This is a genomic window from Lysobacter sp. MMG2 (genome assembly GCF_016735495.2).
Classification (GTDB): Bacteria; Pseudomonadota; Gammaproteobacteria; order Xanthomonadales; family Xanthomonadaceae; genus Lysobacter_J.
Window position 1 is genome coordinate 668,996 of the sequence record NZ_JAERQY020000002.1, and the last position, 26,941, is coordinate 695,936.

The following is a 26,941-nucleotide window of genomic DNA, read 5'->3' on the forward strand; positions in this document are numbered from 1 at the left end:
CGATTGCCCGCGTCGGAATAAGGCTGGAAAGCCGCCCCCGGAGGGGCAGGCTATCAAACACGAATGATTCGCATTAACATGGGGCGCTGAATCCATCGCTCCCACGCCCCATGCCCCGTCGCCACCTTCTCGCCAGCGCGCTGCTGGCTGCCCTTGTCGCGCCCGTTGCCCACGCCGCCGATGAGGCCACCGACATCGATCGCGTCACCGTCTCCGCCAGCACCAGCCGAATCCCCGATTCCGAGGCCGCGCTGCCCAATACGATCACCGTGATCGACCAGGCGCAGCTGCAACAACAGCTCGCACTGACGCAGGACATCTCGCAGGTGCTGGCCAACCTGATCCCGTCGTTCGCACCGTCGCGCCAGAAGCTGACCAACAGCGGCGAGACGCTGCGCGGCCGCAAGCCGCTGTACCTGGTCGACGGCGTGCCACAATCCACGCCGCTGCGCGAGGGCGGCCGCGATGGCCACACCATCGATCCGTCGATGATCGAGCGCATCGAGGTCATCCACGGCGCCAACGCGCTGCAGGGCCTGGGCGCTTCGGGCGGCATCATCAACATCATCACCAAGCGCGCGCCACGCCAGGACGGCGAGACGTTCCAGGACGTCTCCGTCGCCGCCAGCACCGCGCTGCCGCACGAAAGCGACAGCACGGGCTACCGCGCCTCGTACCTGCTGGGCACGCGCCGCGGCGCGTTCGACTTCGTCGGTGGCGCGTCCTACGCCAGCGAAGGCCTGTACTACGACGGCGACGGGCGCTCCATCGCCGTGAACGACGTGCAGGGCGACCTGATGGACTCGGAGAGCTACAACCTCTTCGCCAAGGCCGGATGGAACTTCGACGACGAGCATCGCCTGCAGCTCAGTGCCAACCGCTACGACCTGCAGGGCGACAACAACTACCACTCCGTCAACGCCGTGATCTGCCCCACCGGCCCGCGGGTTCCGTGCGTGCCTTCGACGTCGGCGCGCGGCGGCAGCGAGGGCGAAGGTCCGCGCAACCGTTCCACGTCCGTCTCGCTGGACTACACCGACAAGTCCCTCGCCGGCGGCTACCTGCAGGCGCAGCTGTACTGGGTGGATTTCGAAGCCCTGTACGGCGGGAGTTACTGGGGCGACTTCTGGGGTGACGGCCGCGATCCGGACTGGTTCGATCAGTCGCAGAACCTCTCCGAGAAGCTCGGCGGCAAGTTCAGCTGGTCGCGCGGCGACCTGTTCGGGTTGCGCCTGCGCGCCACCGTCGGCCTGGACGTGGGCCGTGACACCACCTCGCAGGAGCTGGTCGTCGCCGGCATCGACTGGGTTCCGGAAACCAAGTACGAGTCGTGGTCGCCGTTCGTGCAGCTGGAGTGGTGGCTCACCGATTCGGTGATGCTCGCCGGCGGTCTGCGCCACGAACGCGGCAAGCTCGAAGTGGACGATTACTACACCATTCCCGACCAGCGCCTGACGCCCGGCATCCACGGCCGCCGCTATTTCGTCACCGGCGGCTCGCCGGAAACCAGCGAGACCCTGCCGAACGTGGGCGCCGTCTGGGAAGCGACCGATACGCTGAAGCTTTACGCCTCGTACTCGGAGGGTTACACCGTCGCCGACATCGGCCGCGTGCTGCGTGCCATCACACAGCCGAACCAGCGCGTGGACAACTTGGTCGACCTGCAGCCGGTCATCGCCGACAACCAGGAAATCGGCCTGGATTACGACGACGGTCGCTGGCTGGCGCACCTGGCCGTGTACCGGTCGGACTCCGACCTGGGTTCGCGCCTGGCGTTCGACAATGCCACGCAGACCTATAACGTCGTGCGCGAGCGCACGGAGATCGAAGGCTTCGAAGGCAGCGTCGCCTACCGCTTCACCGACGCCACGCGCGTGGGCCTGGCCTACGCGCAGACCGACGGCCGCTACGACAGCAACGGCGACGACCGCGTCGACAGCGACCTGCCCGGCATCAACGTGAGCCCCGACCGGACGACGATGTTCTGGGAACAGACCTGGACGCCGGCGATGTCCACCCGCCTTCAGGCCAGCCATGCGTTCGACCGCGACTTCGACCTTCGCGGCCAGACGCTGCCGGACGACTTCGAGGGCTACACCACGGTCGATCTGCAGGCGCGCTTCCAGTTGCCGGTCGGCGCGTTGAACGTCGGCATCGAGAACCTGTTCGGCGAGCAGTACATCACCTACAACTCGCAGACGACCTACCAGCGCAACCTCGCCACGCAGCGACTGGACACCTACACCGCCGGTCGCGGCCGCGTGCTCACGGTGGGCTGGGCGCATCGGTTCTAATCGGACGCCATGGACACCGCCGTGACCCGTCCCGCCACGTCCGCGCCGCCCAGGCGGCGCGTGCGTGCGGTGCTGTCGCGGCTGCACCTGTGGGCCGGGCTCACCGCGGGCCTGGTGTTCGCGCTCGCCTCGCTTGCGGGCACGGTACTGGTGTTCCATGTCGACCTGCTGAAGCTGCAACATCCCCAGCTCGCCCAGCACGCACCCGTCGCCGACGGCCGCGTGCTGGCGCAACTCATCGAACGCTGGGCGCCGGAAGGCATGCGCTCGCTCGACCTTCCGCGCGAGGAGTTGCCGGTCTGGCAGGCGTATTTCCAGGACGGACACCGCCAGTACTTCGCGCCGGAAGACGGCGCGCTGCTGCTCTACCGCAGCCATCACGACGACGTGCTGCTGTGGCTGCACGAGTGGCACGTCGATCTGCTGGGCGGCAAGACCGGTCGCGAAGTGTGGGGTGTCATCGGCGTGATCTCGCTGGCGATGATCCTGATCGGCCTCTACCTGTGGTGGCCGAAAGGCGGGCGCTACCTGGCGCAGTTGAAGATGCATGCCGGCCCGCCCGTTCGACGCTGGCTGACGTGGCACCGCAGCAGCGGCGTGATCCTGCTTCCACTGCTCCTGCTGGCGACGGTGACCGGCGTGGGCATGGTGTACTCGAAGGCGTTCCAGAAAGCGCTCACCGCCACGTTCGGCGGCAAGAACGTGAAGGAGCCCGAGCTGCCTGCGAACACCGCGCCGATCGACTGGACCAAGGCGATCGCACAGGCACGCGCCGTGCTTCCCGATGCCCGACTGGCGCGCGTCTCGGTGCCGGATCCCGACGAAGGCGTGGTCTCGTTCCGCGCACAGGCGAACGGTGAGTGGCATCCCGTCGGGCGCAGCACGGTGTCGCTGTCGCGCGACGGCCGCGTCGTACAGTCCTTCGATGCGACCACGCACAAGCTCGGCATGCGCATGAGCCAGGCGTTCTATCCGCTGCACGTCGGCGCCGTCGGCGGGTCGGCGATGAAGTGGGCGACCGCGTTCATCGGCCTGTTGCCGATGTTCCTGCTGGTCACGGGTTTCCTGTTCTGGCGCCGCCGCCGCGGGAAACGCTGACCCGCCGGGCCCGCACGGCCGGCCGCTACAATGGCGGCATGTCCGCCCTCTCCTTCCGCATCGGTCCCCACGAGGTCGCCCCGCGCGTCGTGCTCGCGCCGATGGCGGGCGTGACCGACAAACCGTTCCGCATCCTGTGCAAGCAGATGGGCGCGGGGCTGTGCGTGTCCGAGATGACCACGTCCGACCCGCGCTTCTGGAAGACCGCCAAGTCGCGCCACCGCATGGACCACGACGGCGAACCGGCGCCGATCAGCGTGCAGATCGCCGGCACGGTGCCGGAGGTGATGGCCGAGGCCGCTCGCTACAACGTCGATCACGGCGCGCAGATCGTCGACATCAACATGGGCTGCCCGGCGAAGAAGGTCTGCAATGCCTGGGCGGGCTCGGCGCTGATGCGCGAACCGGAGCTGGTGGCGCGCATCCTCGAGGCCGTCGTGAACGCCGTGGACGTGCCGGTGACGTTGAAGATCCGCACCGGCTGGGCCGCCGACCAGCGCAACGCGTTGCAGATCGCGCGCATCGCGCAGAACGCCGGCATCGCCGCATTGGCCGTGCATGGCCGCACGCGCGACCAGCAGTACACCGGCATGGCCGAGTACGACACCATCGCCGAGGTGAAGGCCGCGCTGACGATTCCCGTCTTCGCCAACGGCGACATCGACTCCCCGCACAAGGCCGCGCAAGTGCTCGCCTACACCGGCTGCGACGCGGTGCTGATCGGACGCGCGGCGCAGGGACGGCCGTGGATCTTCCGCGAGATCGCGCACTACCTCGAACACGGTGAAACACTGGCCGAACCCACGCTTGCGGAAGTGCGCGACGTGCTGCTCGGCCACCTGGCGCACCTGCACGCGTTCTACGGCGAGGTGTCCGGCTTGCGCATCGCGCGCAAGCACCTGGGCTGGTACGCCAAGGACCGCCCGGAGAATGCCGCGTTCCGCGCCGTGGTGAATCGTGCGGAGACGGCGGAAGCACAGTCGCAGTTGACCCGCGATTACTTCGATGCGCTGATCGCGGGTGTGCAGCCGCTGGGCGTCGCCGCGTAAGGTTTCAAGCCGTCATTCCCGCGAAGACGGGAGCCCATGTTTCCGCGTATGAACTTTTGCGGACGACGGAATCGGTTCGGACACTTGGATCCCCGCCTTCGAGCGAATGACTGCCATCGGACGGGCACGGCGGCGAAGTTCATGCACTTTGCGTCCCGTTTAACCTCCCCCATGCGAGCATTCCGGCATCCGATGCCGTTCAGGTGCCGCCATGTCCTCCAATTCGTCGTCCTGCTCCGACTTCCCCTACCTGCACGGCTTCTCGGCGACCGAACAGGCACGCCTGGTGAAGCAGGCCAGACTCGCCGAATCGACGATCTTCCACGACATCGACTACAGCGGCGCACGACGCCTGCTGGAGGTCGGCAGCGGCGTCGGTGCGCAGACGGAAATCCTGCTGCGCCGGTTCCCGGACCTGCAGGTGACCTGCGTCGACCTCAACGAAGCGCAACTCGCCGCCGCTCGCGCGAATCTCGGCGCGATGCCGTGGATCGAGGGCCGCTACGAGCTCCACCGCGCCGACGCCACCAACCTGCCCTTCGAGCCGCGCAGTTTCGACGGCGCGTTCCTGTGCTGGGTGCTGGAACACGTGCCTTCGCCCTCGCGTGTGCTCAACGAGGTGCGCCGCGTACTGGCGCCGGGATCGCCGGTGTACATCACCGAGGTGATGAACTCCTCCTTCCTGCTCGATCCGTACTCGCCCAACGTGTGGCGCTACTGGATGGCCTTCAACGATTTCCAGTACGACAGCGGCGGCGATCCGTTCGTTGGCGCCAAGCTGGGCAACCTGCTGCTGGCCGGCGGTTTCCGTGACGTGACCACGCAGGTGAAGACCTTCTACTTCGACAACCGCGAACCTGCGCGCCGCAAGACCATGATCGCTTTCTGGGAGGAACTTCTGCTGTCGGCGGCCGAGCAACTGATCGCCGCCGGGAAGGTCACGCCGGACGTGGTGGAGGGCATGCGTCGCGAACTGCATCAGGTGCAGAACGATCCGAACGCGGTGTTCTTCTATGCCTTCGTGCAGGCTCGCGCCGTAGTGTATTGAGCCATGCGTGCGCGATTCCCGTGAGGAAGGTGAAGGCGCAATACACGTTCGCTTTCGCATGAAACCTTCATCTTCATGTGCACGCATCGCGCTGACGACGAACGGTGCAGGCCGAAAGTAACACTCCCCTTCGGCCGATGTAATTCGCCTTCGCATGATGGACGCTGACACCGTCGGGGCGTCCCCTCTGCGGTTCCACCGCAGCGCTCCGGCGGACCAGGAGGCCACTCATGAAAGCCAAGATTGCATTCATCGCGTTGGCAATGGCGGTATCGGCCCCGGCATGGGCCGCCGAAGATCCGGTAGGCGACCTGTCGAAGGTTACCGGGCTGACCGAACGCAAGGTGCAGATGATCCTCGGCAACCGCACCGCATTCGCCGAGTATCCGTACACGTACGACCGCTCGCTGCAGAAGTTCGTCACCGCGATCGGCAAGGAGAACTACCAGCGTCTGATGGAAGGTGAAGCCGTGGCACTGCGTGATACGCAGGGCAACGAGTACATCGTGCAGCTTGATCGCAAGCAGCTGTCGAATCGCAACGCGCTGTAACGCCGGCCGGGGCGCATCCGGCTCGTGATACGCGAGCGGAACGTCCCGTACCGTTCCTCTCTTCCGACCAGCCAAGGTGTCAGGGTGAACAGGTCAACCACGGTCTGAGGGGCCGCGTGATGCACGCCACGCGGCCCTGCCAGCGGCCGTTGCCACTCTCACGCTCGCCTTGCCGATCCCACCCTCAATGCGTCGTCGCGTCCGTCCCCGGTGGCGGCGTCTGCGCGTTTGCCGTAGTTGCGTCCTCGGGGGCATGCCAGATGCGCTGCCACATCGCGCCGAGGCGACGCCCCGCCTCCCACGGCCATTGCAGCTGCTGCGGCGCAATCTCGCGCCACTTGTCCCCTTCACGCTTCGCCACCGCGAAACGGAAGCTGTAATCGGGCTCCGCGCCCATCCGCAGGTCCGACAGCACCAGCCGGTCGTCGTGCGCCTGCGCCTTCATGAAGCCACGGTTGAACCACAGCAATCGCTGCACGGCGGAAAACGACTGCACCTGCGACAGCGCGGCCACGTCCGAGGGGTGATCGCGAAAGCGAATGGGCCCGTGGTCGGCCACCAGGGAGCGCTCGCCTTCGACGAATCCCTCCGGTGTCATCGCGACCACGCGCCACAGCAGTATGTTGAACGGCATTGGCACGGAAAAACGCGGCGCATGCTCCAGGCCGCGCGCGGCCAGGGCTTCTCCGGCGGCCCGCTCCACTTGCTGCTTGGCCAACAACGATGCGCCCAGGTACAGCGAGCTCAAGGCCAGTCCGACGATCAGCGCAGGCTGGGCGATGCGCTTCTCGCGAGCGAACCACGCGATCAGGCAGCCCGCCAGCAACCACACCGTGTAGAGCGGGTCGATGATGAACACGCTCGACCACATCACCGGCTGGAACGGCAGCGGCCATAGCAACTGCGTGCCGTACACGGTGAAGGCGTCCAGCAACGGGTGCGTCAGCAACGCGCCCTGCATCGCCCAGAACCAGCGCCTCGGCGACTGCGCGACGCGCCCGCCTCGCGAACGGAACCAGGCCCACAGTGCCCACGCCACAAACGCCAGCACGATCAGCGAATGGCTGAAGCTGCGATGCCAGGTCATGCGCGCGACCGGATCGTCGGTGATCAGGTTGATCGGCAGGACGTCGAGGTCGGGCAGCGTACCGAGTGCGGCGCCTGCGAGCAGTGCGGCGCGGCGATGCTGCGGCGGCGCGATGGCGGCGGCGACGGCCGCGCCGAGAACGATCTGGGTGAAGGAGTCCATGCGCCAATGCTAACCGTCATCGCGTGCGCGCGATGACGGGCGGACGCTCAGGCCGCCTGCGGCCGTTCGGTCCGCGGCACCGGCTCGGGCCGGCGCGGTTCGACGTATGCAAGGGTTTCGCCGGCGTGCGACAGCAGCCGCAGCGTGCCGTCGGGTTCTTCGACCAGCGCGCTGAGGCTTTCGACCCAGTCGCCGTCGTTGGCGTAGATCAGGCCGTCGCGTTGCACCAGTGATGCGCGATGGATGTGGCCGCAGATGATGCCGTCCAGCCCACGCCGCCGCGCATCGTCCAATCCGGCGGTGACGAAGCGTTCGATGTAGCGCTCGGCCGCGCCGCTGCGGCGCTTGAGGAATTCCGACAAGGACCAGTAACGACGACCCGCGAGTCGACGAACCCGGTTTAGCCACTGGTTGCCGGTGAGGATGCGGTAGTACAGCCAGTCGCCGAACTGCTCCTGCAATCCGCCGAAGTGGGTGATGCCGTCGTAATCGTCGCCGTGCGTGACGAGCAGGCGGCGTCCGTCAGCGGTGACGTGGATCGCGCGACGACGCACGCTCATGCGCGGCAAGGCAAGGCCGCAGAAGCGGCGGATCGGACGGTCGTGGTTGCCCGGCACGTAGACGATCTCCGTACCGGCACGACGCAACGCGTGCAGGGCCTCCACCACGCGATTGTGCGCGGCATCCCAGCGCGCGCGCCGCTGCGCCATCCACCACAGGTCGACGATGTCGCCGACCAGGTACAGGCGATCGCAGCGCAACCCGGAAAGGAAATCCGCCAGCTCGGCCGCGTGGCAATGTTTGGACCCCAGGTGGACGTCGGACACGAAGACCGCGCGTCGGCGCGGCGGCAGCGCGGTCGGCATCGACGTCATCCGGCGGTCTCCGGGCACGTGGAGGTTGCGGGCGCGACGCCGAGGTAGCGCTCGCGCTTCTTCGGTCGCAGGCGATCCAGGTCCACTTCGATCAGGCCATCGACGGCGTCGCTGAAAGCGGGGTCCACGCCGAAGGCCAGGAAACGCGCGCCGCCGGGTTCGCAAAGATCGGTGTATTGCTTGTAGAGCATCGGCAGCGTGGCGCCGAGTGCGTCCAGGTTGGCCTTGAGCACGCGGAACGCCGTGGCGGCGTCGACCTCGCCGAACTGCGGCGGCGCGGCCCGGTACACGAATGGCTGGCGCGACACCGCGCTGCCGGCTTCGCTGCCGTAATAGCGGGCGTAGTACGCGACGATCTGCTCGCGTGCCGCGGCCGGCAGCGCCGCGCTGATCGACACCGGCCCGAACAGGTAACGCACGTTCGGATGCTTCGCCAGATAGGCGCCGATGCCCTGCCACAGGTAATCGATGCTGCGGCTGCCCCAGTAATCCGGCGCGACGAAGCTTCGCCCCAGCTCCATGCCCTGCGCGATGCGCGGCACTGCGTCGTCGGCGTACTGGAACAGCGAGGCCGTGTAGAACCCGGCCAGCCCACGCTCGGCCAGCACGCTGGCGCCGCGCGCGATGCGGTAGGCGCCGGCGATCTTCATCGGCTCCGCATCCCACAGCACGATGTGCTCGTAACCGCTGTCGTAGACGTCCACGTCCAGCCGCTGGCCGGTGCCCTCGCCCACGGCGCGGAACGTGAGCTCACGCAGACGGCCGATTTCCTGCAACAGCGCCGAGCCGGCGGCGAGCCGACCCACGCGGATCTGCTTTCCGTCGAAGGTGCGGCCGAGCAGCGTCATCGCCTCCACGCCGTCGCGCACCCGCACGGGATCGAGCGGTTCGATCAGCGGCGCGAGCAACGGTGCAGGCGGCGTGTCGGCGCGCTTCGTCGCGTGCCCGTCGGGCCGGCGACGACCGAGCGAGAACAGCTCCCGGCGCACATCGCGCAGCAAACGCTGCGGATCGCCGACGGGGGACAACTGCAGCGGCGTACCGATGCGCAGTGCGATGCGGTGCGCGCGGCGGGCGAACATCTCCCTCGCCAGCAGCGCCGTGCCGGCCGGCTTGAACAGCGCCGAGGCACCGTAGAACAGCGCCGAATTGCGCGCCTCGATGCGCACCGGCAGCACCGGTGCACCACTGGCGCGGGCGAAGCGCAGGAAGCCACGGCGCCAGCGGCCATCGGTGACGCCGCGCAGGCCGAGCCGCGCCACTTCGCCGGCGGGAAACACGATCACGCACTGGTCGGCACGCAGGGCGTCGTCGATGGCCTCCAGGCTCTGCGCACTGGGCCGCCCCCCGAGGATGCGCACCGGCAGCAACAGGCCGGACAGAGGATCCAGCGCGGACAGCAAATCGTTGGCGACGATGCGCACGTCGCGCCGCACGCGCCCCACTGCGTCCAGCAGGGCCAGCGCATCGAGCGCGCCGGAGGGGTGGTTGGCGACGATCAGCAGCCGCCCCTTGGCGGGGATGCGCTCGAGCTCGCCCGGTTCACAGGTGTAGCGCGCCTGCAGGTGGTCCAGCGCGGCGCCGACGAAGGCGAACTCGCGCAGGTGCCCGTTGGCGTGCAGGAAGTCCTCGACCTGGTCGAAACGGGACCAGCGGCCGATCGTGCGCAGCAACGGCCGCGCGACGCTGGCACGCCGTCCCCGGAACCAGTGCGGAAAGCGTTCTTGCAGGCGGCGTTCGAGTGGCATGCGTCGCGGCGGTCGCCCCGGCGGGGCTTTCGCCGGGGAAGGTTGGGCGCGACTGGCGACAGCGGCATGGCGGTTCCGGGTCAGAACGGTGACAAGCCCCCCGTTCCGGCGCGGTGCGCACGTCGACGGGTCAGCCTCCGGAGCCGGCCGGGAGCGCAGAAATGGGCGTCCCGCTTAACCTGTTCGCAACATCTCCTTGGCGCACAATGCGCCGACCGGCACGACCCTGTATCATGCCCGGCCATCCTTTCATCCGAATCAAGGGATATTGACCTCGATGTCCAGCTACCTGTTCACCTCTGAATCCGTCTCCGAAGGCCATCCGGACAAGATCGCGGACCAGATTTCCGACGCCGTCCTCGACGCCATCCTGGCGCAGGACAAGCGCGCGCGCGTCGCCTGCGAGACGATGGTGAAGACCGGCGCGGCGATCGTCGCCGGCGAGGTCACCACGACCGCGTGGGTCGACATCGAGTCGCTGGCGCGCCGCGTGATCAACGAGATCGGCTACGACAATTCCGACGTCGGCTTCGACGGCCACACCTGCGCCATCATCAACATGCTGGGCAAGCAGTCGCCGGACATCGCCGCCGGCGTTGATCGCAAGAAGCCGGAAGAACAGGGCGCGGGCGACCAGGGCCTGATGTTCGGCTACGCCTGCAACGAGGCGCCGGAATTCATGCCGGCCCCGATCTACTACTCGCACCGTCTGGTCGAGCAGCAGGCCAAGATCCGCAAGAAGAAGAACTCGCCGCTGCCGTGGCTGCGTCCGGACGCGAAGTCGCAGGTCACGCTGCGCTACGACGCCAACCACAACGTCGCGGGCCTCGACGCCGTCGTGCTGTCCACGCAGCATGACCCGGGCATCAAGCAGAAGGACCTGGTGGAAGGCGTGTACGAGCACGTCCTCAAGCCCGTGCTGCCGAAGAAGTGGCTCGAGTCGCTGCCGAAGAACAAGATCCACATCAACCCGACGGGCATCTTCGTGATCGGCGGCCCGGTGGGCGACTGCGGCCTGACCGGCCGCAAGATCATCGTCGACAGCTACGGCGGCATGGCCCGCCACGGCGGTGGTGCGTTCTCGGGCAAGGATCCGTCGAAGGTCGACCGCTCGGCCGCCTACGCCGCGCGCTACGTCGCCAAGAACATCGTCGCCGCCGGCCTGGCCGACCGTTGCGAAGTGCAGGTCTCCTACGCCATCGGCGTGGCCGAGCCGACCTCGATCTCGGTCACCACCTTCGGCACCGGCAAGATCAGCGACGAGAAGATCGAGAAGCTGATCCGCAAGCACTTCGACCTGCGTCCGTACGGCATCGTGAAGATGCTCGACCTGATCCACCCGGTGTACCAGGACACGGCCGCCTACGGCCACTTCGGCCGCAAGCCGAAGGAAGTGTCGTACGTCGACGGCGCCGGCAAGAAGCAGACCGCCACGGCCTTCTCGTGGGAGAAGACCGACCGCGCCGACGCCCTGCGCGCCGACGCCAAGCTGAAGTAAGCGGTACGCGGCGCCGCGCGCGAGCGTGGGTCGCGACACCACACGAAACGGGCCGCTCGTCGGCCCGTTTCGTTGTCCGGCAGGACGGCTGTCGGGGCCGGTCGAGTTCATCCACGACCAGCCCCCAACGGCTAGAATGCCGGCTCCCACCGAGGGGCGCTGCAAGTCCGGCATTCGGAATCAGGCTCGGCGGGAGTTCCAGAACAACGGCGCCCGGTTTGGCGAGCCGCACACGGCCGCCCTCACCCCAACCCTCCTCCGCACGGCGGACGAGCGGGACGAAACCGGAGCAATCGATGAACGCGCAAATCAAGACCTTCTCCACCGAAGGCGACTACAAGGTCGCCGACATCTCCCTGGCCGATTGGGGCCGCAAGGAGATCGACATCGCCGAGCACGAGATGCCGGGCCTGATGTCCATCCGCAAGAAGTACGCCGCCGCGCAGTCGCTCAAGGGCGTGCGCGTGACGGGCTCGCTGCACATGACCATCCAGACGGCCGTGCTGATCGAGACGCTGCGCGACCTGGGCGCCGACGTGCGCTGGGCGTCGTGCAACATCTTCTCGACGCAGGACCACGCCGCCGCGGCGATCGCCCAGTCGGGCACGCCGGTGTTCGCGTGGAAGGGCGAGTCGCTGGAAGAGTATTGGGACTGCACGCTGGCCGCGCTGACCTTCCCGGGCAACGGCACCGACAAGTACCTCGGTCCGCAGCTGGTGGTCGATGACGGCGGCGACGTGACGCTGCTGATCCACAAGGGCTACGAGCTCGAAAACGGCAGCGACTGGGTCAACACCGCGTCGGGCAACCACGAAGAACAGGTCATCAAGGACCTGCTGAAGAAGGTGCACGCCGAGCGTCCGGGCTTCTGGCACACCGTCGTGCGCGACTGGAAGGGCGTCTCGGAAGAGACCACCACCGGCGTGCACCGCCTGTACCAGTTGGCCGAAGCCGGCTCGCTGCTGGTGCCGGCGATCAACGTCAACGACTCGGTCACCAAGAGCAAGTTCGACAACCTGTACGGCTGCCGCGAGTCGCTGGCCGACGGCCTCAAGCGCGCGATGGACGTGATGCTGGCCGGCAAGGTCGCCGTCGTGTGCGGTTACGGCGACGTCGGCAAGGGTTCGGCGCACTCGCTGCGTGCCTACGGTGCGCGCGTGGTCGTCACCGAGATCGATCCGATCAACGCCCTGCAGGCGGCGATGGAAGGCTTCGAGGTCAACACCGTCGAGTCGACGCTGGGCCGTGGCGACATCTACGTCACCACCACCGGCAACAAGGACGTGCTGACGCTCGAGCACATGTCGCAGATGAAGGACCAGGCCATCGTCTGCAACATCGGCCACTTCGACAATGAGATCCAGGTCGACAAGCTCAATGCGTCGGGCGCGGTTCGCCTGAACATCAAGCCGCAGGTCGACAAGTACACCTTCAAGAACGGTAACGCGATCTTCCTGCTGGCCGAAGGCCGCCTGGTGAACCTGGGCTGCGCCACGGGCCACCCGAGCTTCGTGATGTCGAACTCGTTCTCCAACCAGACGCTGGCGCAGATCGACCTGTGGGCGAACAAGGACAGCTACGAGGCCAAGGTCTACATCTTGCCGAAGAAGCTGGACGAGGAAGTCGCGCGCCTGCACCTGGAAAAGATCGGCGTGAAGCTGACGACGCTGACGGCCGACCAGGCCGCGTACCTCGGCGTCGCGGTGGAAGGCCCGTACAAGCCGGACCATTACCGCTACTGATCGACGCAAGTCGCATCACGCCGCACGAAAAGCGGGCGCTTCGGCGCCCGTTTTTCTTTGGGGCGGCCGCGGCCCGAAAGCACGTTCAATTCATCGCGATGAAGAGATAGAATTCCCTCAACCTCACGCGAGCGGCCCGCATGCCCACGCCTCCGATCAGCTTCGAGTTCTACCCGCCCAAGACCGACGAGCAGCGCGCGCAGCTGGACAAGACCGCGGCGAAGTTGAAGTTGGAGAAGCCGCAGTACGTCTCGTGCACCTTCGGTGCCGGCGGCTCGACGCTGAGCTATACGCCCGAGACGGTGGAACGCCTGCACAAGGAACACGGGCTCGATGCCGCCCCGCACCTGTCCTGCGTCGGTGGCACGCGCGCGGAACTGGGTGAGTTGCTCGAACGCTACAAGGCGATGGGCTGCCGCCGCATCGTCGCGCTGCGCGGCGACCTGCCTTCCGGCATGGGCCACACCGGCGACTTCCGCTACGCGACGGAGCTGGTGGAATTCATCCGCAAGGAGCACGACGGCTATTTCCACATCGAAGTGGGCTGCTATCCGGAATGCCATCCGCAGTCCGACGACGCGCTCGCCGACCTGCGCCATTTCAAGGGGAAGATCGACGCCGGCGCCGACGGCGCGATCACGCAGTACTTCTACAACGCCGACGCGTATTTCCGCTTCGTCGACGATGCACGCAAGCTCGGCGTGAACGTGCCGATCGTGCCGGGCATCATGCCGATCTCGAACTTCTCGCAGCTCAAGCGCTTCTCCGATGCGTGCGGCGCGGAAATCCCGCGGTGGATCGGCAAGCGCATGCAGGCCTTCGGTGACGACGTCGACTCCATTCGCGAGTTCGCCGCGGATTTCGTCGCCGACATGTGCCATCGACTGATCGAAGGCGGCGCGCCCGGCCTCCACTTCTACACGCTGAACCTCACCAAACCGACGCTGGCCGTGCTCGCGCGCATGCGCTGAAAGCACGCGATCTCACACGCGGCATTGACGGCACGGGGGAGACGATGAGCGCTCCCGCTCCCCCCGGGCCGAAACATGAATGCGCCGCGATTCGCGGTGGTGGCATCGAGCCTGCTGCTCGCGTGGTCGTGTGCGTTTGCCCCCGCGCACGCTGCCGGCGCCATCCACCGCTGCCAGACTTCGGACGGTGAAGCCGTCTACACCGACAGCGCCTGCACGGCCTTCGACGCGAAGCCGTCGCCGATGTCGGCCGACCTGCTCAACCGCATCGCGATGGACGATGCGGTGTTCAATTCCGATACGTCGCGCGCCCGCGCTTTGGGCTCGGCGATCCGCACGCGGCGCGCGCCACAGGCCGGTTGCGCGCGCAGTCCCGGGCAGCTGTCGATGGACCTGCTGGCGTCTTTCGCGATGGGCGATGTGAACCGTCTGGCGGAGAGCGTGCACTGGCCGGGCCTGCGTCACCGCCAGGCGCACGCGGTGATGAACCGGTTGCAGCAGCTGATGCGCCAGTCGCTGATCGATGCCAGCTTCTGGCCCGGCCTGGCCGGCACCGGCGCCGGGGCGATGCAGCTGACCTTCACCCAGCCCGAGCGAGTGATGGAAGTCGGCGTGGAGCGTTACGCCGGTTGCTATTTCGTGCGCTTCTGAAGCCTCGCCACGCGTGCCCGCGCGGGACTGCGATCCACGCACTGTCCTGCCCTCGCCGGCCCCGCTAGTCTGCGCCGATGCCCGTCCTGATCCGTTCGTTGTTCGCGCTGTGCCTGTTCGGCGTGCTCGCCTGGTGCGGGACGACGCAGGCGCAGGTCCGGCACTGCGTCACGCCCGACGGTCAGAGCGTCTTTACCGATCGCGGCTGCGAGGCGTTCGGCGGCGTGGAGCAGGCGCAGCCGCGAGCGGCGGATGGCGCCACGGTCGAGAAGAAGCGCGGCGGTGGTTGCGCCCGCAACATCGACGACCTGCTGTTCGAGATGAACGGCGCCTTCGACGCCCATGACGCGAACCGTCTCGCGGGCGTCTATCACTGGGCGGGAATGTCGGGCAGCAGCGCGTACAACGTGATGGAGCGGCTGGATGCCATCGTGCAGCGACCGGTGGTGGACATCGTGCCGGTGATGCCCGAAGAGGCGCCGCCCGCGGCGGAGCCCGCGCCCTACCCGGCCTTCGAGGACGCGCCTGTGGCCGAACCCGCGCCCGCTGCCAAACCGCCGCGCACGCCGATCGCCGTGCGCGTGGAGCAGACGCAGCTCGGCGGAATCGCGGCCGTACGCACCGTTTTCGGCCTGCAGAAGCACTTCGGCTGCTGGTGGATCAAGGGCTGAAGCGCCCGGGCCGGCAAGGCCCGCCGTTTGGGACGCGGGCCGGGAGCGAGGCACAATAGCGGTTTCCCCCTGACGGATGCCGCCGATGCAATACCCCGACTGGATCTGGCACAACGGCGCGATCAAGCGCTGGGCCGAGGCCACCACGCACGTGATGTCGCACGCGCTGCATTACGGCTCGTCCGTCTTCGAGGGCATCCGCAGCTACCAGACGCCGAACGGCCCGGTGATCTTCCGCCTCACCGACCACAACACGCGCCTGTACGCCTCCGCCAAGATCTACGACATGGCGATCCCGTACACGCTGGAGCAGATCAACGCCGCGTGCCGCGAAGTGATCAAGGCCAACGACAACACCACCGATTACCTGCGCCCGGTCGCGTACCGCGGCCTGGGCGGCTTCGGCCTGTCGGCCGACACGCCGACCGACGTCGCGGTGGCGACCTGGAAGATGGGCCAGTACCTGGGCGCGAGCGTGGTCGACCAGGGCATCGACGCCTGCGTGTCGAGCTGGCAGCGCTTCGCGCCGAACACCATTCCGGCCGGCGCCAAGGCCGGCGGCAACTACCTCTCCGGCCAGCTGGTCGCGCGTGAAGCGCGCCGCCTGGGCTTCGGCGAAGGCATCGCGCTGGCCTCCACCGGCCTGCTGTCGGAAGGCGCGGGCGAGAACCTGTTCCTGGTCTTCAACGGCGCGCTGCACACCACGCCGGTCAGCGCCGCGTTGCTCAACGGCATCACCCGCAACACGATCATCACCCTGGCCCGCGACGCCGGCCTGGAAGTGGTCGAACGCGACCTGCCGCGCGAATACCTGTACCTGTGCGACGAGCTTTTCATGTGCGGCACGGCGGCGGAAATCACGCCGATCCGCTCGGTCGACGGCCGCCAGGTCGGCACCGGAAAGCCGGGGCCGGTGACGCGTCAGATCCAGGAGTTGTTCTTCGGCCTGTTCGACGGCCGCACGCACGACAAGTACGGGTGGCTGGAGCCGCTGTAACGCTTCCACTCCATCGAAATGAAGAAGGCGCCGTGAGGCGCCTTCTTCGTTTACCGGATGCCGGTCGCGACGTTACACCGCCGGAATCGAAATCAACGGCGCATCGAACGTCAACGTCGCCACCACGCCCCGGTCGCCACCGGGTCGCACCTGCACATCCCACGCGTACAGCGCACAAAGACGCCGCACGATCGACAGACCGATGCCGCCGCCTTGCGAATGCCCCGCGTGCGTTCCGCGATATCCACGCTGGAACAGCTTGGCTGCATCCTCCTCGCTCAGGCCCGGACCGGAGTCGACCACGTCCACCGAACGCCGGCCGATGCGCACGATCACCTCGCCCTCGGTGCTGTACTTCACCGCGTTGCCGACGAGGTTGCCCAGCGCCACCGACACCGCCGCTTCGGGCGCATCGACGAGCAGGCTCGGCTCGCCTTCCACGCGCAGCTCCAGCGGCTTGCCACCCAGCTGCGCGCGATGCGCGTCGAGCAGTTGCTCGGCGACGCGCGCCACGTCGGTGGCGCCGTGCCCACGTTCGTTGCGCGAAAGCAGCAGCAGCGCGCTGATGAGGTCGGTGCACTGCTGTTCGGCGCGCTGGATGCGCAGCAGGCGGTTGCGCGTCTTCTCGTCCACGTCCGGCCGCGAGAGCAGCAGCTCCACCGCACCCTTGATCACCGCCAATGGCGTGCGCAGCTCATGGCTCACGTCCGCGTTGAATTCGCGGTCGCGCTGCACCACTTCGGTCAGGCGCTCGGCGTAGTCGTCCAATGCCTCGGCGAGCTGGCCCACTTCGTCGTCCGGGAAATGCGAGGCAAGGCCTTCCGGCTCCGCGCTGCGTCCGGACTGCTTCAGCCGGTTGGCCAGTTCCGTCACCGGGCTCATCACGCGCGAGGCCGACCACCACCCCACCAGCAGCGACAGCAGCGTGAAGATGAAGACCGCCGCCCAGATCGCCCGCTGGAACTGCGCCTCGCCGCGCGTGGCCTGCGACATGTCGTAGGCGAGGAAGAACCACGCCTTCGGCGTCTTGCGCACCGCCAGCTTGTACGCGAACGGTTCGCCGTTGGCGACGCCGGTCATGCCATAGATGCCGTCGCGCAGTTCGTACCACTCCGGCCAGTTCACCCGCACCGAGTCGATCTTCTCGATCGGATACACGTACGCCCTGATCTGGTCGACCGCGAACTGCGAGTTGTCCGGATCCAGCTCGAACTGGCGCGCGGCCTGCTCGATGTTCCGGTTCATCACATCCTCGACCAGCTGGTTCTCCACGCGGTTGCGCGTCCAGTTGGTCGCCCAGGCGAACATGGCCGTGAGGCCGAAGCCCAGCAGCACGAAGGCAAGGATGATGCGGCTGCGCAGCTGCCGCCGGAAACGCGTGCGCCTGCGTGCGGGCGCGGGATCGCCGGCCTGGGCCATCCGGTCAGCCGTTGTCTGGCGCGGCGATGCGGTAACCGATGCCATGGCGCGTCTGGATCAGCGGGACATCGAAGGGCTTGTCGACCACCGCGCGCAGGCCGTGGATGTGCACGCGCAGGCTGTCCGAATCCGGCAGTTCCTCGCCCCACACGCGCGTTTCCAGTTCCTGGCGCGTGACCACCGCCGGCGAAGCCTCCATCAGCGCCTGCAGGATCTTCAGCGCAGTCGGGTTGAGTTGCAGCAGCTTGGCCTGACGACGCACTTCCAGCGTGTCGAGGTTGTATTCCAGATCGGCGACGTTGAGCACGCGCGTCTGCACACCGCGACCGCGGCGCGAGAGCGCGTTCAGGCGCACCTCGACTTCCTGCAGCGCGAAGGGCTTGATGAGGTAGTCGTCGGCGCCGGAGTCGAAGCCAGCCAGCTTGTTCTCCAACGAATCGCGCGCGGTCAGCATCAGCACCGGCGTCTGCTTGCGCGCTTCGTTGCGCAGCTTGCGGCAGACCTCCAGACCGTCCAGCCCTGGAAGGTTGAGGTCGAGCACGATGGCGTCGAAGTCATGGACCACCGCCAGGTGCAGGCCGGTGACGCCATCGGCCGCGAAATCGACGGTATGGCCGCGGTCTTCGAGGAAGTCCCCGAGATTGGCGGCGATGTCCTGGTTGTCTTCGATGACGAGAATGCGCATGTGACCTTCCTAGATGATGGACATTCGACCGGCCGGTGCCGCCGTGGTTCCGCACGGCATGAATGCGGCTTCGCCCGTCGAGGGAGAGCTTAACGATTCTGCCAGAGCCACCGAAGTGCGCCGATCACCGCGTGCAGACGCGCTCGCGCACGTCCGACGCCAAACTTCAGCCAAACAAAGGCCCAGACACGGGGCCACCGTGCCTGGGCCAAAAAGGTATTGCCCCGATTACCGTAACCTGCATCGACCAGATTGCTGACTTGGAAGAGCGGCAGTGCTGCGGTAGACACAGGCTACGCTGATTTCGATTAAACGGTCGTTAAAAACCACCGTTAAATATTCGTTATTCATCCATGAAAAGGCCGTGTGAAGATCGCAGGATCAGCTAACTTCGCCGATCGTGCAGACATCCCCAGCGAACGCCAAATTCACCGTGCGGCGGCCCGTTTCAGGGCTTTTCGCCGGACCCGTTCGGCGAGGTAGGTGACGATCTCCCCTGCCACGTCCACTCCGCTGGCGTCCTCGATCCCTTCCAGCCCCGGCGATGCGTTGACTTCGAGCACCAGCGGACCGCGTTTCGAACGGATCAGATCGACGCCGGCGATACCCAGGCCGAGCACGCGCGATGCGCGGATTGCTACATCTTCTTCCGCGGCACTCGCGCGCACGCCTTTTGCGGTGCCGCCACGATGCAGGTTGGAGCGGAAGTCGCCCTTCGGCGCCTGACGCTTCATCGCAGCGACAACGCGACCGCCGACGACGAAGCAACGCAGGTCGGCGCCGCGCGCCTCCTCGATGAACTCCTGGACGAGGAAATTGGCGTACAGGCCCCGCAGCGCTTCGATCACGCCCTGCGAGGCGGACAGCTTCTCGGTCAGCATCACGCCCGCGCCCTGCGTGCCCTCGTTGAGCTTGATGACGTGCGGCGGCGCGCCGAGCATGGACAGCAGATCGTGCGTGTCGTCGGGGTTGTCGCCGAACACCGTGGTCGGCAGGCCGATGTGCTCGGCCGCCAGCAACTGGTGGCAGCGCAGCTTGTCGCGCGCCCGCAGGACCGCGTCGGAGGAATTCGGCGTCAGCGTGCCCATCAGCTCGAACTGACGCAGCACCGCCGAGCCGTAGCGTGTGATGGAAGCACCGATGCGCGGGATCACGGCCTGGTAACCCGAAATCGGCTTGCCCTTGTAGCGCATGCTGAATCCGTCGCTGGCGATGCGCATGTAGCAGCGCAGCGGGTCGAGCACGCGCACGCTGTGCCCCTGCTCGCGGGAGGCCTCCACCAGCCGGCGTGTCGAGTAGAGCTTGCTGTTGCGCGAAAGGATCGCCAGTTTCATGAAGGTCGGCGGTGAGGTGGTTGTGGGGGAAGGGAAAACGGCGGCTCAGCCGTCGACGCGACGGAACGCGAACGTTCGAGCGGTTCGTCCGATCCGCGATGCCCCTGCCGTCCGTGCAGGAAGGAGCGGCCCGGATCGACCGTGAACCTGCGGGCCAGCGCGGTGCGCCCCAGCAGCATCGGGAACAGCATTCCGCGGCGATCCGACAGGTTGATTTCAATCTCGCGCTGGACGCCCGCCAGCGCCAGCGTGGTGCGAACGAACACCCGGCGCGTGCAGTGGCCGCCCGAATCGGTGACCTCGCGCTCATCGAAGATGGGCGCGGCGGCCTCGATCATGCCGGCGCCGTGGCCGGGACTCAGGCAGAAGCCCACCCACGGCCCGCCGCCCTCGAAGAACTTCCACTGCGAATCCACGTGCAGCGCCGAACTGCGCGCGCCGCTGTCGACCTTCGCGCGAAGCCGCCCGATGCCCAGGTCCGGCAGGGCTGCCCACTCACGCCAACCGAGCACGATCTTGCTTGCCATCGCGCCTCCAGGACGTTGCCTGAAAGACAAAAACGGCGGCCACTGTAAAGCAGGCCGCCGTCGCAATTGTTTGGAGCGGGTGATGGGAATCGAACCCACGCTAGCAGCTTGGGAAGCTGCAGTTCTACCATTGAACTACACCCGCACGCGCTGAAGTCTATGCCGCCGCGTGGAGGCTTGGCAACGCGGCGCCCGGTGAAACAGTCCCGGGCGCCGCGTGCCGGTTCAGGCGGGTGCCGGCCTCAGAAACCGCCGCCGAAGCTGACGAACAGCGTGGCGTCGTTGCCGCCCTTCTGGGCGACGGTGAGGCTTGCGCCGATGTCGGTCTGCAGACCGAACAGCTGCGTGCGAGCGCCCATCAGCAGCGTGCCGTAATCCTGGTCGTACGACAGACCGGGCACGGCGTAGGAGCCCACGCCCGGCAGCGAGCGCAGCGAGGCGGTGGCCTCGTCGGCGCTGTCCTCGAACTCGTGGTCATAGGTGAGCTTGGCGTAGGGCTGCAGGTGGTCGTTGAGCGCGTAGTTGACCTGCCAGCCGACGCTGCCGATCAGTGAGTCGAACTCCTGCTTGCCGAACGACAGCGCGGTCGCCTCGGTGCTGTTCTCGTCGTAGGCATCGACTTCGATCGTCTGCGAGAGCAACTGCACGACCGGGCCGTGCTTGAACGCGCCGTCGCCGAAGTTCCAGCCGGCGTTGATCGCAGCGGTCAGGTTGGTGCCGTCGGGCGAGCCGCTGTGCACGCGCGAGGTCGGGCCCAGGTTCACGCGACGATCGATGTCATACGACACCCAGGTGTAACTGACCTGGCCGTTCACCCACGCCGCGCCGCCGGTCCAGCCCAGGTAGCCGCCGAGGCTGGCATCGTCCTGGTCCCACCCGCCGCGGTTGAGGCCCCAGTCCATCTTCTGCTGGCCGTAGCCGGCGAAGCCACCGTACACGAGGCCGCCGTTCGCCCAGTCGAGGCCGACGCTCAGCGTCGGGCCGAAGCCGTCGTAGTTGTCGCCATGGCCGTAGCGCTGCGAATCGCCGCGCACGTCGGCCCACCAGCGCATGCCGTCCACATCCGGACGCGAGGCGGCCTGCGCGCCGACGCGATCGGCGCGGGCGCGACCGACCATCGCTTCGGAATGCGGCAGCACGGCGAGCTGGCGCGGCGCGTCGAGCAACGACAGCGCGTAGTCGGCCAGGATTTCATGGGCCTTCGTGGTGGGATGCACGCCGTCGGCGAAGACGTAGGTGTCCGGCGCGTTCGGCGTGGCGTACGTGCCGGGGTTGCAGGTGATCGACTGCGCCGTCACCTGCGGATTGCAGGCCGTTCCGGTGGTGTTGGTGATGCCGTACGGCGCCGGGTTGGCGACGATCTCGCGCAGCAGGCTGAACGTGTCGACCGGGATGAAGCGCGCTCCCGCCGAGGCCAGGCCGCTATACAGGCCGTTGTTGTAGCCCGTCGCCAGCGCCGTACCCGCCGCAGCGCCGGCCGCGCCCTGCGCGCGGAACTGCGGGGTGATGCCCAGGTCCGGCACGTTCGGCACGAGGATGTACTGCGCGCCGGCGTTCTGCAGCGTCATCACGTTGGCGACCTGTCCGGTGACGGCGGCGCCGACGATCGCCTGCGCCTGGGCAGGCGCGGCGGCCGCGGCGAACAGGTCGTTCGCGCCGCCCCACACCGTGTACAGCGCATTGGGATCGGCAGCACCGCCATTGGCGGTGAGGTACCGGCTGATCTGCGAACGCAGCGACAGCGTCGGCAGCTGCGGCGTCAGGCCCGCGCGATCGGTGCTGACCATGGCGCCACCGATGGCGTAGTTGGTGCCGCCCTGGTTGAAGGCGGCGCCGTTGGTGCCCAGCTCGGTGGCCACGTGTTCCGACCAGACCAGGCCCGGGTTGGTGGTGAAGCGGCCCAGGATCGCCGCCGAAGCCCCGGCCTGCGCCACCAGCGCCGGACGGAAATAGCCCGCGTCGGTGAGGCTGTCACCGAAAAACACGGTCTGCGAATAATCCTGCGCAAAGGCCGGCGCGGTCGCCAACGCGAGGGCGGCGGCGAGCACGGAGCGGACGGGTGTCATCATCGGGGTTCCTTTGGATGTTCTGGCGGTGGTCCGGGTACATACGCCCGCGGATGGCCGAATCGAACCACGCGTTGACGGCGCACTCACGCCGCACTGCGTCAAAAACCATGCCGACTGGCCGCCCGTGGCGACGGCGGCGACAATACGCCAATGCAGATTCTTTTGAACGGCGAGCCGCGCGCTATCGCGGCGCAGACCACCGTGCTCGAGCTCGTGAAGGCCGAAGGGCTGGGCGAGCGCCGCGTCGCGGTGGAGGTCAACGGTGAAATCATCCCGCGCGGTCGGCACGCCGAGCATGCGCTTGCGGACGGCGATCGCGTCGAGATCGTGCATGCGTTGGGTGGGGGGTGAGGCCACGCGCTTGCGAGCCACTGGCTCGCGCGTGACCGAATGCCCGGCCATCGATGGCCGGGCCGGGCTGTTCCGAAGCCCGCGGCGCGGCGCCATGGAAGGCACACGACTCGTTCATCGAAACCTTGAGCACACCAGCGCCAAGCTCGCCGCGACGCGCCTTCGCTCCCCGCCCCAACCCTCCCCAGCAAGGGGAGGGAGTCGAACCCACTGCTAAACTAGCGCGATGACCGCTCCGCTCTCCCCCCTGTTTCCCGCCGATCCGCTGGTGATCGCCGGCAAGGCCTACGCCTCGCGCCTGCTCACCGGGACCGGCAAGTTCGTCGACCTCGAACAGACCCGCCAGGCCACCGACGCTGCCGGCGCGCAGATCGTCACCGTCGCCATCCGCCGCACCAACATCGGCCAGAACCCCGGCGAGCCGAACCTGCTCGACGTGCTGCCGCCGCAGCAGTTCACGATTCTGCCCAACACGGCCGGCTGCTACACCGCCGACGACGCCGTGCGCACGTGCCGCCTGGCGCGCGAACTGCTCGACGGCCATTCGCTGGTGAAGCTGGAAGTGCTCGGCGACCAGAAGACGCTCTACCCCGACGTCGTGCAGACGCTGGCCGCCGCCGAGCTGCTGGTGAAGGACGGCTTCGACGTGATGGTCTACACCTCCGACGATCCGATCCTGGCCAAGCGCCTGGAAGAGATCGGCTGCGTCGCGGTGATGCCGCTGGCCGCACCGATCGGCTCGGGCCTGGGCGTGCAGAACAAGTACAACCTGCTGGAGATCGTCGAGAACGCCAAGGTGCCGATCATCGTCGACGCCGGCGTGGGCACCGCGTCCGATGCGGCCATCGCGATGGAACTGGGCTGCGACGGCGTGCTGATGAACACCGCCATCGCCGGCGCGAAGGATCCGGTGCTGATGGCCCATGCGATGCGGCTGGCGGTCGAGGCCGGCCGCGCCGCGTTCAAGGCCGGACGCATCCCGCGCAAGCGTTTCGCCTCCGCCTCGAGCCCGATCGACGGGCTCATCGGCTGATGAGCGACACCCCACCCAAGGGCAAGCTCCCGCCCAAACCCTTCACGCTCGAAGAAGGCCGCCGACAGGTCCGCAGCTTCGTGCTGCGCCAGGGCCGTTTCACCGAAGCGCAGCAACGCGCGTTCGACACGCTGTGGCCGCGCTACGGACTGGATTACACCGGCACCCTGCGCGACCTCGACGCCGCCTTCGGCCGTCATGCCAAGCGCGTGCTGGAGATCGGCTTCGGCAACGGCGAGGCCCTGCGCTACGCGGCCCAGAACGACCACGAACGCGACCTCATCGGCATCGAAGTGCATGCGCCCGGCGTTGGCCGGCTGCTCAATGCACTCGCGCAGGACGAGGCCGACCACGTCCGCCTGTACCACCACGACGCGGTGGAAGTGCTGCGCAACGAGATCGCCGACGGCTCGCTCGACGAAATCCGCATCTACTTCCCCGACCCGTGGCACAAGAAGCGCCACAACAAGCGGCGCCTGGTGCAGCCGGAGTTCGCGGCGTTGCTCGTGACCAAGCTGGCCGCCGATGGCCGCTTGCACCTCGCCACCGATTGGCAGGACTATGCGGAACAGATGTGGGACGTACTCGATGCCACGCCGGGCCTTGTCAATCGCGCCGGCCCGCGCGGCAGCGTCGAGCGGCCGCAGTGGCGGCCGCAGACCCACTTCGAAACCCGCGGCCAGAAGCTAGGCCACGGCGTGTGGGACCTGCTGTACGACAAGCGCCGGGATTCGTGATTCGGGATTCGAGATTGGATACAGCCCGCCACCGTAGCCTTGTTTCGACCAGCAGCGTTGCAGGCGCGCACGCCTGCCTTCGCGAATCCCAAATCCCGAATCCCGACTCCCGCGCCTGATGGACACCGCGCTGCAGCTCACCACCGACATGAAGCTCGTGCTCGGGCTGGTGGGCTTCACGATGGTGATGTTCCTGTTCGAACGCATCCGCGCCGACGTCGTCGCGCTGGTCGTGCTGGTGCTGCTGGGCCTGTCGGGCCTGGTCGAGCCGGACGAGCTGTTCAACGGCTTCTCCGGTAACGCCGTCATCAGCATCGTGGCGACGATGATCCTCGGCGCCGGCCTGGACCGCACCGGCGCGCTGAACCGCCTGGCCGGCTGGTTGCTGCGCCGCGCGAAGGGCATGGAACAACGGCTGTTGCTGCTCACCACCGCCGTGGCCGGCATCAACTCCTCGATCATGCAGAACCCCTCGGTGATGGCGCTCTACATGCCCGTCGCCGCGCGGATTTCCTCGCGCACGGGGCTGGCGCTGCCGCGCCTGCTGCTGCCGATCGCCGCCGCCATCATCATGGGCGGTGCGCTGACGATGGTCGGCAACTCGCCGCTGATCCTGCTCAACGACTTGTTGATGGCGGCCAACAGCAACCTGCCCTCGGGTGCGGCGACGCTGGAACCGCTGAAGATGTTCGCGCCGCTGCCGATCGGCCTGGCGCTGCTCGCCGCCTCGCTGGCCTACTTCCACTTCTTCGGCGACAAGTCGCTGCGCAAGGAAGAGGACGTCAGCAAGGGCGCCACGCCCGCGCGCACGCAGAGCTATTTCGCCAAGGCCTACGGCATCGACGGCGACGTGTACGAACTCACCGTCACCGCCGACAGCCCGCTGGTCGGCATGTCGCTGGGCGAGGCCGAAGCGCTGCACGGCGCACCGCTGCTGCTGGCGCTCAAGAGCGACGGCGAGGCCCGCCTGGCGCCGCCGGCCGACACGCGCATCTGGGTCGGCAGCGTGCTCGGCGCGATGGGCCCGAAGCAGCAGGTCAGCGACTTCGCGCAGAACCATTTCCTGCGGCTGTCCTCGCGCCTGCGCAATTTCGGCGACCTGTTCAATCCCAGCCGCGCGGGCATTTCCGAAGCGGTGGTGCCGGCCACGTCGAAATTCATCGGCAAGAACGGCCGCGACCTGCAACTGCGCAAGCAGATGGGCCTGAGCCTGCTGGCGATCAACCGCGACAAGACCGTGCTGCGCGAGAACGTGCGCGACGTGAACCTGCGCGCCGGCGACATGCTGGTCTTCCACAGCATCTGGACCGACCTGCACGAAGCCGCCGCGAGCAAGGACCTGGTCGTCGTCACCGACTACCCCAAGGGCGAGCAGCGTCCGCACAAGTTCAAGATCGCCATGGCGATCTTCGCCATCTCGATGCTGCTGGCGTTGTCCTCGCGCCTGCCGGTGTCGATCGCGCTGATGACCGGCGTGGCCGGCATGCTCATCGCCGGCGTGATCCACATCGACGAGGCGTACGCGGCGATCAACTGGAAGACCGTCTTCCTGATGGCCTGCCTGATTCCATTGGGCTGGGCGATGGATTCCAGCGGCGCGGCGGCGTGGGTGGCCGGCCACACGATCGAGCGACTACCTACGGGAACGCCGGTGTGGCTGCTGGAGATCATGGTGGCGCTGTTCACCACCTTGTTCTCGTTGGTGATAAGTCATGTCGGCGCGACGATCGTGACCGTTCCACTGGCGATCAACCTCGCGCTCGCCGCCGGCGGCAACCCGACCGCGTTCGCGCTGATCGTCGCGCTGTCGGCCTCCAACAACTTCATGACTGCCTCGAACCCCGTGATCTCGATGATCACCGGCCCCGCCGGCTACACCGGCAAGGAGCTGTGGAAGATCGGCGGGCCGCTGTCGCTGATCTATACGGTGGTGATCGTGGCAATGGTCAATTTGATGTATTGACGGGCGGGAATCGGGAATCGGGAATCGGGAATCGGGAATCGGGAATCGGGAATCGGGAATCGGGAATCGGGAATCGGGAATCGGGAATCGGGAATCGGGAAGAGCTTCCCAGATCCGTCATCCCGGCGAAGGCCGGGACCCAGGCCCGTAACGCACGGGCACACCCACGCCGGCATCACCGTCATTCCCGCGAAGGCAGGGTCTTTTGGGCCGCCGAATGGCGGCACCATCCAACTCTCTGCTGCGGCAAGGCGTGATGAGTCGGGAACTTGGGTCCCCGCCCACGCAGCCTTGAATCAACAGCTAGAGCAGGCTGCATTGCGATGCGGCGACGCACCGCTCTTCGCATGACATCTTATGGCGAGATCGCGAAGCGGATCA

General features: G+C 67.3%; 23 protein-coding genes, 1 tRNA gene and 1 riboswitch. Of the genes, 15 read left to right on the plus strand and 9 right to left on the minus strand.

All coding sequences use genetic code 11. From position 1 onward, the window contains the following. Window positions 1–110 precede the first annotated feature (110 nt). The 5 genes from JI752_RS11060 (at window position 111) to JI752_RS11080 (ending at window position 6,040) form a co-directional block, all read left to right on the plus strand. Window positions 111–2,294, plus strand: a complete 2,184-nt coding sequence (locus JI752_RS11060; protein WP_216963728.1) for a TonB-dependent receptor — start codon at window positions 111–113, stop codon at window positions 2,292–2,294. Window positions 2,295–2,303: 9 nt separating this feature from the next. Beyond that, window positions 2,304–3,392 (plus strand): PepSY-associated TM helix domain-containing protein, encoded by a 1,089-nt coding sequence (locus JI752_RS11065; RefSeq protein WP_216963731.1) that lies wholly within the window; start codon window positions 2,304–2,306, stop codon window positions 3,390–3,392. Window positions 3,393–3,430: 38 nt separating this feature from the next. Further along, complete coding sequence (gene dusB / locus JI752_RS11070; protein ID WP_216963735.1) at window positions 3,431–4,441, plus strand: tRNA dihydrouridine synthase DusB; 1,011 nt, start codon at window positions 3,431–3,433, stop codon at window positions 4,439–4,441. Window positions 4,442–4,652: 211 nt separating this feature from the next. Further along, the gene (locus JI752_RS11075) at window positions 4,653–5,489 is read left to right on the plus strand and encodes a class I SAM-dependent methyltransferase (RefSeq protein WP_216963739.1); all 837 of its coding nucleotides are present in this window, start codon (window positions 4,653–4,655) and stop codon (window positions 5,487–5,489) included. 230 nt (window positions 5,490–5,719) lie between these two features. Continuing rightward, window positions 5,720–6,040, plus strand: a complete 321-nt coding sequence (locus JI752_RS11080) for a hypothetical protein (RefSeq protein WP_216963742.1) — start codon at window positions 5,720–5,722, stop codon at window positions 6,038–6,040. 184 nt (window positions 6,041–6,224) lie between these two features. Here JI752_RS11080 and JI752_RS11085 read toward each other — a convergent pair whose 3' ends face one another. Genes JI752_RS11085 through JI752_RS11095 form a run of 3 tightly spaced genes read right to left on the minus strand, consistent with a single transcriptional unit; the run spans window position 6,225 to window position 9,912 of the window. Beyond that, on the minus strand, window positions 6,225–7,289 hold the full coding sequence (locus tag JI752_RS11085; protein ID WP_216963746.1) for a metal-dependent hydrolase: 1,065 nt from the start codon (window positions 7,287–7,289) through the stop codon (window positions 6,225–6,227). Window positions 7,290–7,336: 47 nt separating this feature from the next. Further along, a complete protein-coding gene (locus JI752_RS11090) occupies window positions 7,337–8,164 on the minus strand; it encodes a UDP-2,3-diacylglucosamine diphosphatase (protein WP_216963749.1) in 828 nt (275 codons plus the stop codon). Continuing rightward, window positions 8,161–9,912 carry a GNAT family N-acyltransferase gene (locus tag JI752_RS11095; protein ID WP_216963751.1) on the minus strand — a complete coding sequence of 584 codons (1,752 nt, stop codon included), beginning with the start codon at window positions 9,910–9,912 and terminating at the stop codon, window positions 8,161–8,163. The genes JI752_RS11090 and JI752_RS11095 overlap by 4 nt, the downstream gene beginning before the upstream one ends. Window positions 9,913–10,189: 277 nt before the next feature. Between JI752_RS11095 and metK the strand changes: the two genes are divergently transcribed. The 6 genes from metK to JI752_RS11125 all read left to right on the plus strand — a co-directional run bounded on the left by metK (window position 10,190) and on the right by JI752_RS11125 (window position 16,442). After that, window positions 10,190–11,410: a methionine adenosyltransferase gene (gene metK, locus JI752_RS11100; RefSeq protein WP_216963754.1), complete on the plus strand. Its 1,221-nt coding sequence runs from the start codon at window positions 10,190–10,192 to the stop codon at window positions 11,408–11,410. Between the two features lie 145 nt (window positions 11,411–11,555). Next, window positions 11,556–11,632: riboswitch (S-adenosyl-L-homocysteine riboswitch) on the plus strand. 74 nt (window positions 11,633–11,706) lie between these two features. Next, window positions 11,707–13,152 (plus strand): adenosylhomocysteinase, encoded by a 1,446-nt coding sequence (ahcY, locus tag JI752_RS11105; protein WP_216963757.1) that lies wholly within the window; start codon window positions 11,707–11,709, stop codon window positions 13,150–13,152. A 140-nt stretch (window positions 13,153–13,292) separates the two neighbouring features. Continuing rightward, a complete protein-coding gene (gene metF, locus JI752_RS11110) occupies window positions 13,293–14,123 on the plus strand; it encodes a methylenetetrahydrofolate reductase [NAD(P)H] (protein ID WP_216963760.1) in 831 nt (276 codons plus the stop codon). A 75-nt stretch (window positions 14,124–14,198) separates the two neighbouring features. Then, a complete protein-coding gene (locus JI752_RS11115) occupies window positions 14,199–14,774 on the plus strand; it encodes a hypothetical protein (RefSeq protein ID WP_216963763.1) in 576 nt (191 codons plus the stop codon). Window positions 14,775–14,851: 77 nt separating this feature from the next. Further along, a complete protein-coding gene (locus tag JI752_RS11120; protein ID WP_216963766.1) occupies window positions 14,852–15,445 on the plus strand; it encodes a hypothetical protein in 594 nt (197 codons plus the stop codon). Between the two features lie 85 nt (window positions 15,446–15,530). Continuing rightward, window positions 15,531–16,442 (plus strand): branched-chain amino acid transaminase, encoded by a 912-nt coding sequence (locus tag JI752_RS11125; protein ID WP_216963769.1) that lies wholly within the window; start codon window positions 15,531–15,533, stop codon window positions 16,440–16,442. Between the two features lie 72 nt (window positions 16,443–16,514). Here the strand turns inward: JI752_RS11125 and JI752_RS11130 are convergent, their stop codons facing one another. From JI752_RS11130 to JI752_RS11155, 6 genes are all read right to left on the minus strand, one after another. Next, window positions 16,515–17,861 (minus strand): HAMP domain-containing sensor histidine kinase, encoded by a 1,347-nt coding sequence (locus tag JI752_RS11130; RefSeq protein WP_216963772.1) that lies wholly within the window; start codon window positions 17,859–17,861, stop codon window positions 16,515–16,517. Window positions 17,862–17,865: 4 nt separating this feature from the next. After that, window positions 17,866–18,546 (minus strand): response regulator transcription factor, encoded by a 681-nt coding sequence (locus tag JI752_RS11135; RefSeq protein ID WP_137834210.1) that lies wholly within the window; start codon window positions 18,544–18,546, stop codon window positions 17,866–17,868. A 428-nt stretch (window positions 18,547–18,974) separates the two neighbouring features. Next, window positions 18,975–19,880: a 30S ribosomal protein S6--L-glutamate ligase gene (gene rimK, locus JI752_RS11140; protein ID WP_216963775.1), complete on the minus strand. Its 906-nt coding sequence runs from the start codon at window positions 19,878–19,880 to the stop codon at window positions 18,975–18,977. After that, the gene (locus JI752_RS19535; protein WP_342315998.1) at window positions 19,877–20,506 is read right to left on the minus strand and encodes a RimK/LysX family protein; all 630 of its coding nucleotides are present in this window, start codon (window positions 20,504–20,506) and stop codon (window positions 19,877–19,879) included. The genes rimK and JI752_RS19535 overlap by 4 nt, the downstream gene beginning before the upstream one ends. Beyond that, window positions 20,479–20,552 (minus strand) — tRNA-Gly (locus JI752_RS11150). Before JI752_RS11150 ends, JI752_RS19535 begins: the two co-directional genes overlap by 28 nt. A 97-nt stretch (window positions 20,553–20,649) precedes the next feature. After that, window positions 20,650–22,476 (minus strand): autotransporter domain-containing protein, encoded by a 1,827-nt coding sequence (locus JI752_RS11155; RefSeq protein ID WP_216963778.1) that lies wholly within the window; start codon window positions 22,474–22,476, stop codon window positions 20,650–20,652. A 150-nt stretch (window positions 22,477–22,626) separates the two neighbouring features. On the opposite strand from JI752_RS11155, the gene thiS reads away from it, so the two are divergent. From thiS to JI752_RS11175, 4 genes are all read left to right on the plus strand, one after another. Further along, complete coding sequence (gene thiS, locus JI752_RS11160) at window positions 22,627–22,827, plus strand: sulfur carrier protein ThiS (protein WP_216963781.1); 201 nt, start codon at window positions 22,627–22,629, stop codon at window positions 22,825–22,827. A gap of 226 nt (window positions 22,828–23,053) precedes the next feature. Beyond that, complete coding sequence (locus JI752_RS11165) at window positions 23,054–23,860, plus strand: thiazole synthase (RefSeq protein ID WP_216963796.1); 807 nt, start codon at window positions 23,054–23,056, stop codon at window positions 23,858–23,860. Further along, complete coding sequence (gene trmB, locus JI752_RS11170; protein ID WP_216963799.1) at window positions 23,860–24,597, plus strand: tRNA (guanosine(46)-N7)-methyltransferase TrmB; 738 nt, start codon at window positions 23,860–23,862, stop codon at window positions 24,595–24,597. The genes JI752_RS11165 and trmB overlap by 1 nt, the downstream gene beginning before the upstream one ends. Before the next feature lie 118 nt (window positions 24,598–24,715). Then, window positions 24,716–26,560: an SLC13 family permease gene (locus JI752_RS11175; RefSeq protein ID WP_216963802.1), complete on the plus strand. Its 1,845-nt coding sequence runs from the start codon at window positions 24,716–24,718 to the stop codon at window positions 26,558–26,560. Window positions 26,561–26,941: the final 381 nt, after the last annotated feature.

Coding starts and splice junctions, on each gene's coding strand:
- JI752_RS11175 (WP_216963802.1), top strand. CDS start 24,716: ATGGACACCGCGCTGCAGCTCACCACCGACATGAAGCTCGTGCTCGGG.
- ahcY (WP_216963757.1), top strand. CDS start 11,707: ATGAACGCGCAAATCAAGACCTTCTCCACCGAAGGCGACTACAAGGTC.
- trmB (WP_216963799.1), top strand. CDS start 23,860: ATGAGCGACACCCCACCCAAGGGCAAGCTCCCGCCCAAACCCTTCACG.
- JI752_RS11065 (WP_216963731.1), top strand. CDS start 2,304: ATGGACACCGCCGTGACCCGTCCCGCCACGTCCGCGCCGCCCAGGCGG.
- JI752_RS11085 (WP_216963746.1), bottom strand. CDS start 7,289: ATGGACTCCTTCACCCAGATCGTTCTCGGCGCGGCCGTCGCCGCCGCC.
- JI752_RS11130 (WP_216963772.1), bottom strand. CDS start 17,861: ATGGCCCAGGCCGGCGATCCCGCGCCCGCACGCAGGCGCACGCGTTTC.
- JI752_RS11125 (WP_216963769.1), top strand. CDS start 15,531: ATGCAATACCCCGACTGGATCTGGCACAACGGCGCGATCAAGCGCTGG.
- metK (WP_216963754.1), top strand. CDS start 10,190: ATGTCCAGCTACCTGTTCACCTCTGAATCCGTCTCCGAAGGCCATCCG.
- rimK (WP_216963775.1), bottom strand. CDS start 19,880: ATGAAACTGGCGATCCTTTCGCGCAACAGCAAGCTCTACTCGACACGC.
- JI752_RS11115 (WP_216963763.1), top strand. CDS start 14,199: ATGAATGCGCCGCGATTCGCGGTGGTGGCATCGAGCCTGCTGCTCGCG.
- dusB (WP_216963735.1), top strand. CDS start 3,431: ATGTCCGCCCTCTCCTTCCGCATCGGTCCCCACGAGGTCGCCCCGCGC.
- JI752_RS11075 (WP_216963739.1), top strand. CDS start 4,653: ATGTCCTCCAATTCGTCGTCCTGCTCCGACTTCCCCTACCTGCACGGC.
- JI752_RS11165 (WP_216963796.1), top strand. CDS start 23,054: ATGACCGCTCCGCTCTCCCCCCTGTTTCCCGCCGATCCGCTGGTGATC.
- JI752_RS11095 (WP_216963751.1), bottom strand. CDS start 9,912: ATGCCACTCGAACGCCGCCTGCAAGAACGCTTTCCGCACTGGTTCCGG.
- metF (WP_216963760.1), top strand. CDS start 13,293: ATGCCCACGCCTCCGATCAGCTTCGAGTTCTACCCGCCCAAGACCGAC.
- JI752_RS11135 (WP_137834210.1), bottom strand. CDS start 18,546: ATGCGCATTCTCGTCATCGAAGACAACCAGGACATCGCCGCCAATCTC.
- JI752_RS11080 (WP_216963742.1), top strand. CDS start 5,720: ATGAAAGCCAAGATTGCATTCATCGCGTTGGCAATGGCGGTATCGGCC.
- JI752_RS11060 (WP_216963728.1), top strand. CDS start 111: ATGCCCCGTCGCCACCTTCTCGCCAGCGCGCTGCTGGCTGCCCTTGTC.
- JI752_RS11155 (WP_216963778.1), bottom strand. CDS start 22,476: ATGATGACACCCGTCCGCTCCGTGCTCGCCGCCGCCCTCGCGTTGGCG.
- JI752_RS11120 (WP_216963766.1), top strand. CDS start 14,852: ATGCCCGTCCTGATCCGTTCGTTGTTCGCGCTGTGCCTGTTCGGCGTG.
- thiS (WP_216963781.1), top strand. CDS start 22,627: ATGCAGATTCTTTTGAACGGCGAGCCGCGCGCTATCGCGGCGCAGACC.
- JI752_RS11090 (WP_216963749.1), bottom strand. CDS start 8,164: ATGACGTCGATGCCGACCGCGCTGCCGCCGCGCCGACGCGCGGTCTTC.